This window comes from Nitrospirota bacterium (assembly GCA_004296885.1).
GTDB lineage: Bacteria > Nitrospirota > Nitrospiria > Nitrospirales > Nitrospiraceae > SYGV01.
On record SCVN01000008.1, the window covers coordinates 89,490 to 103,796 of the forward strand.

10 protein-coding genes are annotated in these 14,307 nt (G+C 59.9%); 4 read left to right on the top strand and 6 right to left on the bottom strand.

Features of this window, described 5'->3' with window-relative positions; translation table 11 throughout:
• Nucleotides 1-9: 9 nt before the first annotated feature.
• From EPO61_05550 to EPO61_05565, 4 genes are all read right to left on the bottom strand, one after another.
• Nucleotides 10-552, bottom strand: coding sequence for a TlpA family protein disulfide reductase (locus tag EPO61_05550; protein ID TAJ09524.1), 543 nt, complete (start codon nucleotides 550-552; stop codon nucleotides 10-12).
• Between the two features lie 28 nt (nucleotides 553-580).
• Nucleotides 581-1,075 carry a TlpA family protein disulfide reductase gene (locus EPO61_05555; GenBank protein TAJ09686.1) on the bottom strand — a complete coding sequence of 165 codons (495 nt, stop codon included), beginning with the start codon at nucleotides 1,073-1,075 and terminating at the stop codon, nucleotides 581-583.
• Nucleotides 1,076-1,311: 236 nt separating this feature from the next.
• Nucleotides 1,312-2,220, bottom strand: coding sequence for a c-type cytochrome biogenesis protein CcsB (gene ccsB / locus EPO61_05560; GenBank protein ID TAJ09525.1), 909 nt, complete (start codon nucleotides 2,218-2,220; stop codon nucleotides 1,312-1,314).
• Between the two features lie 38 nt (nucleotides 2,221-2,258).
• Nucleotides 2,259-3,704, bottom strand: a complete 1,446-nt coding sequence (locus tag EPO61_05565) for a cytochrome c biogenesis protein ResB (protein ID TAJ09526.1) — start codon at nucleotides 3,702-3,704, stop codon at nucleotides 2,259-2,261.
• A 434-nt stretch (nucleotides 3,705-4,138) separates the two neighbouring features.
• Between EPO61_05565 and EPO61_05570 the strand changes: the two genes are divergently transcribed.
• The 4 genes from EPO61_05570 (at nucleotide 4,139) to EPO61_05585 (ending at nucleotide 10,371) form a co-directional block, all read left to right on the top strand.
• On the top strand, nucleotides 4,139-5,290 hold the full coding sequence (locus EPO61_05570; GenBank protein ID TAJ09527.1) for a methionine adenosyltransferase: 1,152 nt from the start codon (nucleotides 4,139-4,141) through the stop codon (nucleotides 5,288-5,290).
• A 150-nt stretch (nucleotides 5,291-5,440) separates the two neighbouring features.
• On the top strand, nucleotides 5,441-6,697 hold the full coding sequence (locus EPO61_05575; protein TAJ09528.1) for an adenosylhomocysteinase: 1,257 nt from the start codon (nucleotides 5,441-5,443) through the stop codon (nucleotides 6,695-6,697).
• A gap of 590 nt (nucleotides 6,698-7,287) precedes the next feature.
• Nucleotides 7,288-8,649 (top strand): NUDIX domain-containing protein, encoded by a 1,362-nt coding sequence (locus tag EPO61_05580; protein ID TAJ09529.1) that lies wholly within the window; start codon nucleotides 7,288-7,290, stop codon nucleotides 8,647-8,649.
• 219 nt (nucleotides 8,650-8,868) lie between these two features.
• Nucleotides 8,869-10,371: an HD domain-containing protein gene (locus EPO61_05585; protein ID TAJ09530.1), complete on the top strand. Its 1,503-nt coding sequence runs from the start codon at nucleotides 8,869-8,871 to the stop codon at nucleotides 10,369-10,371.
• Between the two features lie 318 nt (nucleotides 10,372-10,689).
• On the opposite strand, the gene EPO61_05590 is transcribed toward EPO61_05585, so the two are convergent.
• Together EPO61_05590 and EPO61_05595 are read right to left on the bottom strand one after the other, a co-directional pair.
• A complete protein-coding gene (locus EPO61_05590; GenBank protein TAJ09531.1) occupies nucleotides 10,690-12,501 on the bottom strand; it encodes a DUF4135 domain-containing protein in 1,812 nt (603 codons plus the stop codon).
• The gene (locus tag EPO61_05595; GenBank protein TAJ09532.1) at nucleotides 12,498-13,625 is read right to left on the bottom strand and encodes a hypothetical protein; all 1,128 of its coding nucleotides are present in this window, start codon (nucleotides 13,623-13,625) and stop codon (nucleotides 12,498-12,500) included. Before EPO61_05595 ends, EPO61_05590 begins: the two co-directional genes overlap by 4 nt.
• Nucleotides 13,626-14,307: the final 682 nt, after the last annotated feature.

The window sequence follows — 14,307 nt, forward strand, 5'->3', positions numbered from 1 at the left end:
CCGCAAGGTTCAGGGTGCCGCCACCAACTTCTGGATCAGCTGCCGCCCTTCGGGGCTTTGCCAGTCCCGCGCCCCGAAAATCCGATGCGTGATGACGCCCCGGCGGTCCACGAGAAACGTCATCGGCAGGGTCCGCGCCCCGTACGCGACCCCGACGCGAAAATCCGAATCGTGCAGGATCGGGAACGTCAGGCCCATCTCCTCGCTGAACGGCCTGGTCACCGCCGCGCCCTGCTGATCGGTGGACACGGCCAGGATCTCGAAATCCCGCCGTTTGAATTCCCGGTAGAGATCCTCCATCGCCGGCATCTCCACCCGACAGGGACCGCACCAGGTCGCCCAGAAATTGAGCAACACCACGCGCCCGCGATAGTCCGACAGGGTCACGAGACGGCCGCGCAGGTCGTAGAGCTGGAAATTGGGCGCCGGCGCCCCGACACGCACGCCGCTCCGCTCCTGAACCGGCTCCGCGCCAGTCGCCGGGCCCGGCGTTGCCTCGCATTGGCCGGCTGCGGCCATCGCCACGGCGAGCCCGAGGAGCGCCCCTGCCATCGAGTTGATCCTGGAGCTCCGCATGACGTCAGGTCGCCGGAACACCGGCCGCTGCGGTCTTTGCCCCGGCCTTCAGCAGGCCGGTGAGCACCTTGAGGTTGTCCAGCACCGTCCAGTCCCTGGGGCCGATGACTTTTTCCCTGAGCACCCCCTCTTGGTCGATGATATAGGTTTCCGGCACCCCCATGAGCTTGTAGCGCTTGTCGGTCTGCCCCCAGGAATCCACCAGCACCGGGAACGTCAGGTTCATACCCTTCACGAACGGCGGGATGTCTTTCTTCGTCGTGACCCGGTCGATGCTCACCGCCAGGATGACCAGGCCGTCCTTCTCGAAGTTCTTATAGAGGACTTCCATGGAGGGCATTTCTTCTCGGCAGGGCTTGCACCAGGTGGCCCAGAAATTCAAAAAGACCACCTTCCCGCGATAGTCCGACAAACGGACCGGCTTCTCGTCCAGCCCGGGCAGCTCGAAGTCCGGCGCCACCTTCCCCACCGTCAGCGGCTCGTACTTGGCGCTCTGCATCCAGACGACACCGAAGGCCAGCACCAGGATGGCGATGGCCGCCACGCCGATGAGCAGGCGCGACGCCGTCCTCGGTTGCGCCTGTGTTGCCTGATTAGTCAGTGATTCTTCAGCCATGGATTGTACTCAAGAGCATATAGCCGATGGCTGATGGCAGGAACCAGCCATCCACTCTGTCCGCCGATTTTCTGATCTGGCCATAAGCTATCAGCGATACGCTATCAGCTCTGCTTCCGTTACGCGTAGGCGTGCAATCCCGACAAGAGAAAATTCACGCCCCAGAAACAAAAGATCACCATCAGGAAGCCGAACACGGCATAGACGGCGGCGCGATGCCCCTCCCAGCCGTGCGTCATCCGCGCATGGATGTAGGCGCCGTAGATCAGCCAGACGATCAGCGACCAGGTCTCCTTCGGGTCCCAGCTCCAGTACCCGCCCCAGGCGTAGTTCGCCCACATGGCGCCCAAAATGATGCCGAAGGCCAGCAGCGGGAACCCGACCATGATGGCCTTGTAGCCCAACTCGTCGATGGTCTCCAAGTCCGGCAGCGCCGCCACGAAGTTCGACCGGCTGCCGCGCCGCTCGGCCCGCTCCTTTACCAGATACATGAGCCCCAAGCCGCCCGCCATGGCGAAGGCGGCGTAGCTGGTGAGCGTGACCGACACGTGGATGTAGATCCAGTAGCTGTTCAGCGCCGGCACCAGCGGCTCGGCCGTCTGGTAGCGGTAGGGCAGCAGCGAGGCGGCGCCCATCGCGATAAACCCGATCCCGACCACGAAGGCGCCGATCGCCTTGATCCGGTACCGAAACTCCAGCAGCACGTAGCCCAGGATGATCGCCCAGGACACATAGGCCATGGCCTCGAACTGGTTGGACCAGGGGGCGAAGGTGCCGGACAGCTGCATCCGCTCGTAGGCGCGGGTGCCGAGCGCCAGCGTGTTCACCACCCAACCGAAGATCGTCACGATCGTGGCGACCTGGCCGATCTGCGTGGCCCAGGGGTTCTCTTCCGACCCGAAGCCGGGATGGCCGGCCGGCGCCAGTTGCATCGCGGGACGCTTGGCGAGCACATAGCCCACGTAGAGCCCCAGGGCCGCCAGGTAGAGCCAGAACGTCATGTCGAATAAAAAGAGCGACCGCAACATATATCCTCCTCAGGCTATCGGCTATCAGCCATGAGCTATCAGCTCTGTATCGTCTTGATCTTCTCCGTCAGCTTCTTGAACTCCTTCTGAAAATCGATCTGGCTCTTGTGGGTGCTGCCGCCGATGTGGACCGTCACCCCTCCCTCGCGGGGAATCACCTTCGCCCAGAGCCGCCGGTGGTAGATGAAAGAGGAGAGGGTGATGCCGACGACGATCATCGTCGAGCCGATCCAGACGATGTTCACGCCCGGGTCCTTGGTGATCTGCAGGCCCGTGAACTTCTTCGGTTGATATCCCACCAGCTCGAACCGGTACTTGCTGTCCTTGATGTCGAACAGGTCCGGGTAGTTGTAGAAGATCCAGGGCGTGGCCTGGACGGTGACGGCCTTCGGAGTGGGCTGTTCGGTGATGGCCAACTTGATCGCCGGATTCGCATGTTCGACGGTTTTGGAGAAGACCTTCTTCTCGGACGAATTAAACCCGAAGTCCGCCACGAAATCCGTCACCGCCAGCTTCAGCCCCAGATTGTCCACGCGCTTTTCTTTGTTCCATTCCAAGTCCACGGTGCCGACGACCTTGTCCGTGTCCTTGTCCTTGATGTTCAGGCGCGCCACCTCCACCCGGTCCCAGGCGTCGCCGTAGCTGGACTGGTAGAACCAGATGCCCTTGTAGACCAGGGGATCGTTGACCGAGATGGTCTTGGTAAGTTGCTCCTTGCCCCCCTCCAGCACCGTCAGCGTGCTGTTGTAGGACTTGACCGAACCGTTCGGATGGTAGTCGATCCAAAACTTGTCCACCTTCAGGTCGAAGTTCCCTTTGGGGATGTGATAGGTCTGCCCTTCCAGACAGACGCCGAACTCCTGGAACCCCCAATAGCTGCCGATCAGGCCGCCCAGCACGATCACAGTCGCGCTCAGGTGCGCCATGTGCGCGCCCACGCGCCCCATGACCCCCTTCGTGCCGTAGAGCGTCGCCTCGTTCGCGTCGTTCTTTGCCAGGACGCGGTAGCCCTTCTCCGCCAACATCTGCACGATCCCTTCGGCGACCCCTTCCTTGGAGCCGGCGACGGGAATCTCGGCCTGGTGCTTCATCCCCTTGATGAAGGGCAGGGCCACGTTCACCTTGTCCTGCTGCATGGACCGCCAGACGGCGGGAAAGCGCTTGTGGAAACAGGTCAGGGAATTGATGCAGAGCAGACCGAGGAGGCCGGTGAACCACCAGGTATGATAGACGTCCGTAAAGCCCAGGCGCAGAAACCAGCGGTAGGCTTCCTCCCCGTATTCCTTGATATAGACCTCGGGCCGCTCGTTCTGCTGGATGACCGTACCGATGGTGGCCATCATGGCCAGCACCAGGAACAGGAACATCGCCAGCTTGATCGAGGCGAACAGCTCGACCAGCTCTGCCGACAACTCGTTCCACCCCAGACCAGGGCTGGACTTGCGGGCGGGCCCCTCAACGACGACGGGTTGATCCCCGTTCATGAATCCCTCGATGGCTATCGCGGCTGCGTCACGGGCGTGAAGATGATTGTACCATCACTCGGGCTGTGGGCGCATGCTCAATCGGCACGAAACCGCACGGATTTCCAGGCACCGGAGGGACGCTGGCGGGACGGCCTCTGCCTCCCGAAGACTCAGGAAAACTCCCGAACTTTGCGCCAAGCCCGCGAAAGGCAGGCTATCTTACAAGCCGCTTTCGAAGCCTGTCAAGCAAGCGACCGGCGCGTCCCGACCGGCCGCCGCTGCCGGCCCGCACGCCTTTCTCATTGACATTGTTGAGCTTCTGAGTTACAAATCATGGCTTCGAGCCGAGGGATTCGTGACCATTGCCCCTGCCCGCAGCCTGCTGCGCGTGGCCCCGAGCCCGTCACAGTAGTTCGCGAGCACATCCATATCACCACAGCACGAGGGAGCGAATGAGCCGACACAACTATTTGTTCACGTCCGAATCGGTCACGGAAGGCCATCCGGACAAGATCGCCGATCAGATTTCCGACGGCATCCTGGATGCCATCATTGCGAAGGACAAGCATTGCCGGGTCGCCTGCGAGACGATCCTGACCACCGGCATCGCCTTCGTGGCCGGCGAAATCTCCACCAAGGCCTACGTCGAGATCCCGGACATCATCCGGGACGTCATCAAGGACGTCGGCTACACGGACGCCACGTGGGGATTCGACTACCACACCTGCTCGGTGCTGACCTCGATCCACCAGCAGTCCGGCGACATCGCCATGGGCGTGGACACGGGCGGCGCCGGCGACCAGGGCCTCATGTTCGGCTACGCCTCCAACGAGACGACCGAGCTGATGCCCATGCCCATCGTCCTGGCCCACAAGCTCACCCGCCGCCTGGCGGAAGTGCGGAAGAAGAACATCCTTCCCTGGGTCCGGCCGGACGGCAAATCGCAGGTCACCATCGAGTACCGGGACGGCAAGCCGGTTCGGATCGACACGATCGTCGTCTCCACCCAGCACAGCCCGGACGTCACCAGCAAGCAGATCGAGCGGGACGTCATCGAAAAAGTCATCAAGCCGGTCATGCCCAAGCGGATCTTCGATCCGGTCAGCGTGAAGTTCTACATCAACCCGACCGGCCGTTTCGTGACCGGCGGCCCCATGGGCGACACGGGGCTCACCGGCCGCAAGATCATCGTGGACACCTACGGCGGCGTGGGCAGCCACGGAGGCGGGGCGTTTTCCGGCAAGGACCCGAGCAAGGTGGACCGGTCGGCCTCCTACATGGCCCGGTACATCGCCAAGAACATCGTGGCGGCGGGGCTGGCCGACAAGTGCGAAGTGCAGCTGGCCTATGCGATCGGCGTGGCCGATCCCGTGTCCATCCTGATCCACGGCAAGGACACGGAGAAAGTGTCCCTGGACCTCATCGACAAGCTGGTGCGCCGGCACTTCCCGATGACGCCGCGCGGTATCATCGAGCACCTGAAGCTGCGGCGGCCCATCTACAGACAGACGGCGGCCTACGGCCACTTCGGCCGGAACGAACCGGGCTTCACCTGGGAGAAGACCGACAAGGCCAGGATCCTGCGGAAGGAAGCGGGCCTCTAAGCCGACTACCGACCGCGCGCATACCGCGCAATCGCCTGAGGGGGACGGGTTCTCCAATCCGTCCCCCTTTTGCTGAGACCAACTCGACGTCACCGGCTTCAGCTCTTGCTATAAGCCATTAGCCATCAGCTCTTCGCAACAGGAGGAAACGTGGATTACGACGTGAAAGACATCAACCTGGCGGACCAGGGTAAACTCAAGATCGAATGGGCCGAGGCCACCATGCCCGTGCTCCGGCTGATCAAGAAGCGGTTCCAGAAGGAAAAGCCGCTCAAGGGCATGCGGGTCACCGCCTGCCTGCACGTGACGACGGAGACGGCCAACCTGGCCATCACGCTCAAGGCCGGCGGCGCGGACGTGCGCCTCTGCGCCTCCAATCCGCTCAGCACGCAGGACGACGTGGCGGCGGCGCTGGTCAAGCACGAGGGCGTCCCGACCTTCGCGATCAAGGGCGAGGACAACAAGACCTACTACAAGCACATCGAGTCCGCCGTCGAGCACCGGCCGCAGGTCACGATGGACGACGGGGCCGACGTGGTCTCGCTCATCCACAGCAAGCGCAAGGACCTGCTCAAGTACGTCATCGGCGGCACGGAGGAGACCACCACCGGCGTCATCCGCCTCCGCTCCATGGCCAACCGCAAAGTCCTCAAGTTCCCGGTCATCTCGGTGAACGACGCCGAGACCAAGCACCTCTTCGACAACCGCTACGGCACGGGCCAGTCCACCATCGACGGCATCATCCGCGGGACGAACCGTCTGGTCTGTGGCTCGGTCTTCGTCGTGGCCGGCTACGGCTGGTGCGGGCGCGGCGTGGCGATGCGGGCCAAGGGCCTGGGCGCGGACGTGGTCGTGACCGAAGTGGATTCGGTCAAGGCCCTGGAAGCGGTCATGGATGGGTTCCGGGTCATGCCGATGAGCGACGCGGCCAAGATCGGCGACTTCTTCGTCACCGTCACCGGCAACCTGAAGGTCATCCGCGGGGAGCATTTCGCGGCCATGAAGGACGGGGCCATCGTGAGCAACTCGGGCCACTTCAACGTGGAGCTGGACATCCCGGCGCTGGAACGGATGAGCAAGAAGCGGCTGATGGTCCGGCCGGGGGTCGAGCAGTTCACGCTCAGGAACGGCCGGCGCGTGAGCCTGCTGGGCGAAGGACGGCTGGTGAATCTGGCGCTGGCGGAAGGCCACCCGTCGAGCGTGATGGACATGAGCTTCGCGAACCAGGCGCTGGGCGCGGAGTACATCGTGAAGAACCACAAGATGCTGGAGAAGCAGGTGTATCCGGTGCCGGCGGTCATCGATAAAGAAATCGCAAGGCTGAAGCTGGTGGGCATGGGCATCAACGTGGATAAGCTGACCAAAGAGCAAGAGAAGTACCTGGCCAGTTGGGAGATGGGCACGTAAACAGCTAATCGAGCCTGTCGAAACTTGAAGGGCCGCTGAGTCACAAGCTCAGCGGCCCTTTTAATTTGCGGGTCGCAACCTTTTCCCGGCAGGAACTTCACATGCACTCCATAAGGATTAGCGAACGTCGGTGGCTAGAACGCCGCTGCCGGATAATGAGCTAAGAGAGAAGCGGGTGACGAAGGGCGAGCCCCTCGGGCGATCCGATAATGCGTTGATGCCCTCTTGCTACTGAAGCCCTACCGTTGGCCCTGCGCCTTATCGGATTATAAGAACGGCGCAGGGCACCTCTACCGCTTCCAATGTCTCGTTCCCGCTATCGGCAAGCCCTCGCGGCTCATCCCTTCCACCCCCAGCGCCAGAAAAAGAAAGAAAGGGCGGGCGTTCCCTCCGGCGCCTCGCACGAACGGAACGCCCGAGCCGCTTCGCTCCACGCGGATAATCGTATACAACCGATTATCTTCTACTTATCCACTTTTAGTAGAAAAAGGCCGCCGCTTGAGGTGATTGTGCTGGTTGCAGCCATTTCGCGTTGACACAGTTCCTAATAAGAAGTAGCCTGCTCTCGATTTCTAATTTAGGTATCCTCCATGAAATCTGACCGCCAACTTCGCGCACAAAGCCTTGCAAAAAGATTCAAGGAAACTGGGCGTAAACCCGTAGTGCTCGAATTTGCAGGCGTACCTAAGGCCGGCAAGACGACAACCCTAGGCCAAATTCAAGCGTTCCTAAAAAGATGTGGCTTCCGAGTGTCTGTTGTTGTCGAGAGGGCCTCTGTTTGCCCGATCCGCGATAAAAAGCACGCGAACTTCAATATCTGGACTACGTGCACTACCCTCTCCAAACTTCTTGAAAATACACAGAGCCCACCACGTCCCGATGATCCTGATGTTCTTATTCTTGATCGAGGTCTTTTCGACTCTCTCTGTTGGCTCACTATGATGGTGAGGCTCTCTCGACTCCGTCGTGAGGACCTGCGTGCAATAAATAGTTTCTTGCGTCTTGATGAATGGAAAAAAAAGATCTCCGCAGTCTTCGTGATGGTAGCTTCTCCAAAAGATTCGCTCATGCGCGAGAGAGGGTATCTGCCTGTCACAGGTGCTGCGGGGTCTATCATGAACCCGGAAGTGCTAGACCAGGTGCTAAAAACTACCCGAGATATGGCCAAGCGCCTGCAGAGCGAGTTTCGCATTAATATCATCGACACATCTTCAAAGAAGTTGCGTGATAACGCACAAGCGACTGCAGAACACGTCGCCGATATCGCACTTGACGTTATTGAAGAACAATTGCGTGAAGATATTCTTTGCATCCCTAAAGTAAAGATTGCGTCAGCCTTTAGCCGTAAAGTGTGCCTCAAAACTCTAGAGACATCCAAAGTGCTCAAATGCTTTCAGGAGTTTGGGCGCTTCCAACCGCGCGAAGAGGTCGAGAAGGATGCCAATTTAGTGCAGGCCATTCCCGTGGTGATCGTACGAAATCGGACAGGCGACATACTGCAACTTCGAAGGCGAGAAGCAAGCTACACCAATCCGCTCCACGAGAAATTAGTAATATGGGCTGGAGGCCATGTTCGCAGCGAGGATGGTACTAGCAAAGAAGCGATTCTCAGATGCGCCGTGCGAGAAATTCAGGAAGAATTGTGCTTGAGCATTGAACCAGACAAACTGAAGCTCCTGGGGAGCGTATATGTGAGAAAAGGCGAGCGCACGTCCAAGCACGCGGCCATTGTCTATGAGTGGAGAGCCGATACTGACGATGTGGCTGTTGCATTAAGTAACGCAGAGTTTTTCGAACGCCGAGGCAACTCACTCAGTGGTCGTTTTGTTAGCGTTAATAACCTTGTTCGGGATATCTCAGGGGGCAAGGTTGAGGAGGTGTGGTCACAGGAAATTGTCCGCGAATTCATCGTTTCAGATCCTAGCGCATTTCCTCTCCGATTGTTTGAATGACAAAAATGAGAGAGGCAAGGGGACGGGAGTCTTTTCTTGAGACACACACCTCTGACAACCCCGCCCCTTCTTCAGGCTTTGCTTTGGCCAGAAGCACAACCACTGCCAAGAGAAATCGCTTAGGACCTACCTTGCTTGATTTAATAGAAAGGCCTACCCTAGCGGTCAACCGCTGAGAGACATACCCCTATTCCCACCATTGCAAGAGTGGAGCTTTAGATGATTCTTCCAAATTACGAATTCTTTGGCTGGACGATACAAGACCCCATACATGGTGGAATAACTTTTGGTCCTATTGAAAAAGCAATAATTGACCACCCGCTGTTTCAGCGCCTTCACGGCCTTAGGCAAAACTCCCTCCTATACCTAGTTTTTCCATCAGCAAACCACACAAGGTTTGACCATAGCCTAGGAGTAATGAGCCTGTCGGGAAAACTATTTGAGCACATTATTAGGAACCAAGATAAAATCCTCGAAGCTGGCAACTCTCGCAAAACTTATCAAGATCCTTTTCGTTTAGATGATCCCCTAATCAAGCAATCGATACAGCAGTTAAGAAGCGACCACTATTTTAAGGTCGCACTTCTGGCGTCAGCACTATTTCATGATATTGGGCATGGCCCACTTAGCCACCTCTTTGACAGATTCTTCCCTTCTGTCGAAGAGGTACTTCGCTGGACAGACATACCTGGATACAAACATATCCACGCACGGCTCAGCCTTGAAACAAAATCGACCACATCAATCTCTCACGAAATAATGTCATGCATAGTTGCCGCCAAAGTTCTCTCTGATATTGATCCAACCCTTAGGCACCATGGCATTTCCACAGAACGGATGATCCTGGACATTTGCGCAATTATAGATGATCGAATACCGCCCTCTGACTACTTTCAAGCCACTACCTATAAAACGCACTCCTTGCTGCACGAGATTATATCGAGTGATCTTGACGCAGACAGGATGGATTACCTCTTAAGAGACTCACGTATGTGCGGCGTCAACTACGGCTTGTATGATCCTGATAGAATTCTAAAGTCCATGTGCACCTACGCCCTTTCAGACACCGGGGAACTTCACCTAGCCGTACGAAATAGCGGCTTGGGCGCATTGGAAGATCTGCTACTTTCACGTTATCAAATGCATGGTCAAATCTATTGCCACAAGACAAACAGAGCATGTAACGCCATGCTTGAAAAGATTCGCGGCCGCCTCGTTAGTGCAAAGTGGTCTTGGTATGATGGATGCCATTCTCTAGATGCACTACTGGCGACTTTCGCTGGGTTCAATGACCATAAATTTGTAGATCTGCTGCAGCAGGAAACAGCTGATCACGGCGCAGGAAAGGTGAAAGAAATCGCACACAAACTGTTTACGGAGCGTAAGCTCTTTAAACGCGCCTATGAGGACCGTGGCAGTACTAATGCTCCATCCCCATCAACGGCAAAAGAAGCAGAAACGCGGTGGAGGGATTTTCAGGGACGTCTCCAAGCAAAAGGAATTCGTTTCACCGAAGATGTATTCCCAAACAAAGGGCCTAAACTACACAAGCCAAACTACTATTTGAAGGTACTAAAGAAACATCCCTCTCTCGGGCATTATATGGTCCACGAGCTTAAGGACGTTTCTTCCGTAGCTCACTACCTGCCCGAGCTAGAAATCACCTATCGGGTTTACTGCAAAGAGCCTTACGTGAAAGAGGCCAAGGCCTTGCTTTTATAAACAAAGAATATTGCTAGAGAAGCACCGGGGCAGGAATTACGTTCGTTAAGTCCTGACGGCCCGACGAGGGCGGAGGATCGGACCGCCCCCGCTCCCCGATTCGTTCTGTTCCGAACCTCTGGCCATACGCTATCAGCTATAAGCTCTTCTCTTTCAGCCATTTGCCATATGCCATCAGCCATAGGCTCTTATCTTTCGGCCATCGGCCATACGCTCTTCGCAGGGCCGACGCCCCGTCCACCCCTGCGCAACTGCTGAACCCCACCGCTTGCAGGGCCTCGCTGGTTCCGCTCTATTCCCGCCACTGACAACGCACCCTCACCGGTTCTTCTGTTCGCGCGCAATGGCGCGGCCCGGCTTGCAGCCTACCGCCTGGTGTTCGCGCCGCTCGGCTTCGCCCAGGGGATAGACTGTCACTCCGGCCACTCCTCGCCGGCTGTCCAGACGGACGCTCCACACGCCGTCGCGAACCTTCCCTTCGAAATGGGTCTTGTGCGAACCCCGCCTTCGCCGCAGGCTGAGCCCGTCTGCCTCGACCTGGACCGGAGCCCTGGCCGGCAGCACATGGTCCAGCGCGTCTTGGAGCAGGAGCGGGAAATGCTCGGGCCGCAGCGGCCTGAGTCCGGCTGTCGCACGCGCGATGACTGGCAGGGGGCCGGCCCTGCGCAGGCGGCGGGGGTAAGGGTCGTAGTAGTACACGGCCCGGCTGAGGCCCCGGCGGACGAAATAGGGTATATCCAGATGTTCCAACTGCCTCACCTCGGAAGGCCGCAGCCTGGGCCTGCCCCCGGGGCGTGCCGGGCCCGCGAGCCTCGGCCGCAGCTCGTCCCAATAGACGCGCGTGGCACGGACGATATGGCGTAGGTAGCAGTTCCGCGAGCCGCGGCGAAGCAATGCCCGGAAGGCATCATGGTGCCGCGAGATGAGGTCGCAGCCGGACAGCAGGCCGGACAAGAAGTCCGCGAGATACGGGCGATATCCGATCCGGTTCCGGCCGTCGAAGACCAGGGAGGCATAGACCTCCGGGACGCCGCGCTGAATCCTCTGCAGGCGCCAGGACCCACGGACGAGATAGAAACCCCACTGATCGGCTTCGCGGCCGCAGGGCTGGCACTCGTATTCGAAGCCCGCGTGGAGGTGACTCTGCGCGCCCTGTCTGATTGAAGCGCGGAGCAACAAGGTGGACTCCAGATCATCGAGCTCGACCCCGAAGAATTCCGCATCCACCGGATGGTAGCGTAAGACCCCGTCATGGCCGAGGCCGACCACCAGGTTATCCTGGTGCAGGTCTGCAATCCCGGCCCAGTGAGCGAACGCGGCCAGAAGACCGGCGTCCCGCCAGAGTCTGCGCGCCGCGGGCCCTGTGACGCGGATCGCCCGGACCTGAAACGGCCCGCGCCGCATGGGTCGAAGGTGGGGAGCGGCGTCCACCCAGCCGATGTATCCGTAGTGCCGCCCAAATCGCCCCGAGCCGCGGCGGACATCGAGCAGGGGCAGACGTTCCGGCCGCCCCTCTCGGGCCAGGAATTGATTGGCCAGTTCGGCCAGGGAATCGCCACCCTTGCCAAAGAGGAGCCCCTCGGCCTCCACAGACCGAGCCTTGTACACGAATGCCGGACCGTCCCGCAGGACAACGCGCACCGTGTGCTGGCCCTCACGGTGAGGGTCTCCGGGCAGGACCTCGATATCACGGACCCGGGCCGGGCCCCCGAGGTCCGTCTTAAGCCGCCTCAGCAGGAGGTCCAGCGCCCGCAGGTGTTTGCGCACAAGCAACCGGGCCACAGGGCCTGACCGCGCCTCATGGCCCAGGACCGATACTCCATACACGGCGCGCAGGCAGACTCCATGCACACGGCCATTTTCAGGCCGGAGCAGCCTATACCATTCCCCATGCCGGGATGCGAACTCCTCCAGACGGGAAAACGCCTCGCGCCAAGGGGCTGCCGCGGGAAGCAGGAAGGCGTTCTCCACCACCGGCCGACCGAGGCGACCGCCCGGATAGCCGAGGATGGCGCTGCTGCCGCGCCGGCGCTCGACGATCGGCGGCAACAGACGGCCCGCGGCCAGGTCCCCCCGCTCCAGGGCCCTGCGCACCGAAGATAGGACCATGGCCGCAGTGCGTCTGTTCACACAAGCCTGTAGAACAACGGTGTCTCGGGGCGAGCCAGTCGAAGGAAGAAAAAACCGATGCCGGCATCGCCGAGGAAAAACCCTGGTGCCGGCCAGGACCCTGCCTGCCAGGGAAACGAGAGCCCGGCCCTGTCCGGCAAGGCTCTGGGCAGGATCTTATCTTGGGCCAGGCTCAGCGCCTTGTCCCGCCATCCGAATTCCAGAAGCATGTCCAGGTTTCCGGCCAAGCCATGGCAGTAGCATAAGGGCGCGAGCCGGCTGTTGCGGACGGAATCCAGCGTGGCGAAGGCGCGCTGGCGGGCCCGTTTGAGCCAGGAGTGACTCTTGAGGATCTCGGCCCCGGCCATCTCGAAGAGGAGTATCCCGGGGGAGCCATGGCACCAGTGGCGGATCACACGCGGGTCATCCGGTTTATAGATGGTGTCGAGTCTTGCGCCGCGGCGGACCGAATGGCGGGTTACCAGCCGAAGACACACCCGAGCCCCGTTCAGGAAGCGTTCATCGCCGCTTTCCGCGTAAAGGCGTAGAAAGAATTCCCCGATGCCGGCCGCGCCGTGGCTATAGCCCGTGTAGTGGGAACCGTTGAGCGGCCAGGGCGGCCCGGCTTGCAACAGGGCATCCCCGCGAAGGAGCGCGGCGCGAAGGTACCGGCGCTTCCCGGTCCGTCGGTGCAGGGACAACAGGAAGGTCCCGATTCCGGCGCTTCCATACAGCAGGTCGCAGACCTCCCCGTCCCGAAGCGGAGCCACTCGGTCCCCGATGGCGCGGGCTTGGTCCGCCAGACCCAGGATGAGAAGCGCCTGCCCGATGCCGGACAGCCCCGCCAGCCCCTGCGGTTCCCCGGCCTTGAGCCCACGAGACAATGAGCGCTTCAGCGCGCGCTCCCCCGCTTCCTGGAACCTGCGCTCGCCGGTCGCCCTGCCCAACAACCCCAGAAAAAGACCGACGCCCGCGGAACCTGAGTAAACGTCCCACGGGCGTCGGAGCCGGATTTGATCCCTGCGGTCGCGAATGGGCCAACACAGCCCGGCGCCTTCCCGAACCGCCCGGCGCAGGAGGCTCTCTCCGACCCGGACGGCCCAACACAATGGACCGCCTGAGCGCGCCGGCGGCAGGGATGCCATGATTTAGCCGCTACTGCAGGGAGTGCCCCTTGTGCACTGTCCCTTGCAACTATCGAAGCAGTCGGTGCCCATCGCAGGCAGGCTTTTCTTCATGGAGCTCTTCTTGGTGCGCACCTTGACTTTGACTTCCTTCTTCATTGCCATACTCTCACCTCCCATTGGTTTAGGGATTAGCGACGAGTGCCGGTACAAGTGTACAGCGAATGATCCCCACTCAGTCAATCCATTTTTTCGGCGTCATCGCGCTGATGGCCTCGAGTTGTTAAGAGAGGTGTCGTGGGGCTGAATAGATCGCCCCCAATGGAATGATCTCTTTTGAAGAGATCGCAGTCTCGTGAAGGAAATTGAGGTCGGAGTACATTTCCGCTGAACTCTGACGGCCCGACGAAGGCGACGGATGATCGGATCGCCCCCACCACTGATTCCCGCCGACAAACGACGCCCTGCCCCACCCTCGCACGATCCCGCGCGCATGGGCGTTGACAAGTCCGGCAGGGGGCGTATCATTGGGACTGCACAGGCCTTTCGTTCGGCCCACCCTGAGCAAGGAGGGACGTCATGTCGGTCATGTGTTCGATGCAAGCCTGCAAGGCGCAAGAGGGCCCGTGCGGGCACGAGAAGATGATGGCGGCCGTGGCCCTGCTCCTGATCGCCGGTGGCGCCTACTACTTCTTCCTCAGCT

Bases quoted from the DNA above. Each gene is read 5' to 3' on its own strand.
- EPO61_05555 (TAJ09686.1), bottom strand. From the start codon at position 1,075: ATGCAGAGCGCCAAGTACGAGCCGCTGACGGTGGGGAAGGTGGCGCCG.
- EPO61_05570 (TAJ09527.1), top strand. From the start codon at position 4,139: ATGAGCCGACACAACTATTTGTTCACGTCCGAATCGGTCACGGAAGGC.
- EPO61_05565 (TAJ09526.1), bottom strand. From the start codon at position 3,704: ATGAACGGGGATCAACCCGTCGTCGTTGAGGGGCCCGCCCGCAAGTCC.
- EPO61_05580 (TAJ09529.1), top strand. From the start codon at position 7,288: ATGAAATCTGACCGCCAACTTCGCGCACAAAGCCTTGCAAAAAGATTC.
- ccsB (TAJ09525.1), bottom strand. From the start codon at position 2,220: ATGTTGCGGTCGCTCTTTTTATTCGACATGACGTTCTGGCTCTACCTG.
- EPO61_05595 (TAJ09532.1), bottom strand. From the start codon at position 13,625: ATGGCATCCCTGCCGCCGGCGCGCTCAGGCGGTCCATTGTGTTGGGCC.
- EPO61_05585 (TAJ09530.1), top strand. From the start codon at position 8,869: ATGATTCTTCCAAATTACGAATTCTTTGGCTGGACGATACAAGACCCC.
- EPO61_05550 (TAJ09524.1), bottom strand. From the start codon at position 552: ATGGCAGGGGCGCTCCTCGGGCTCGCCGTGGCGATGGCCGCAGCCGGC.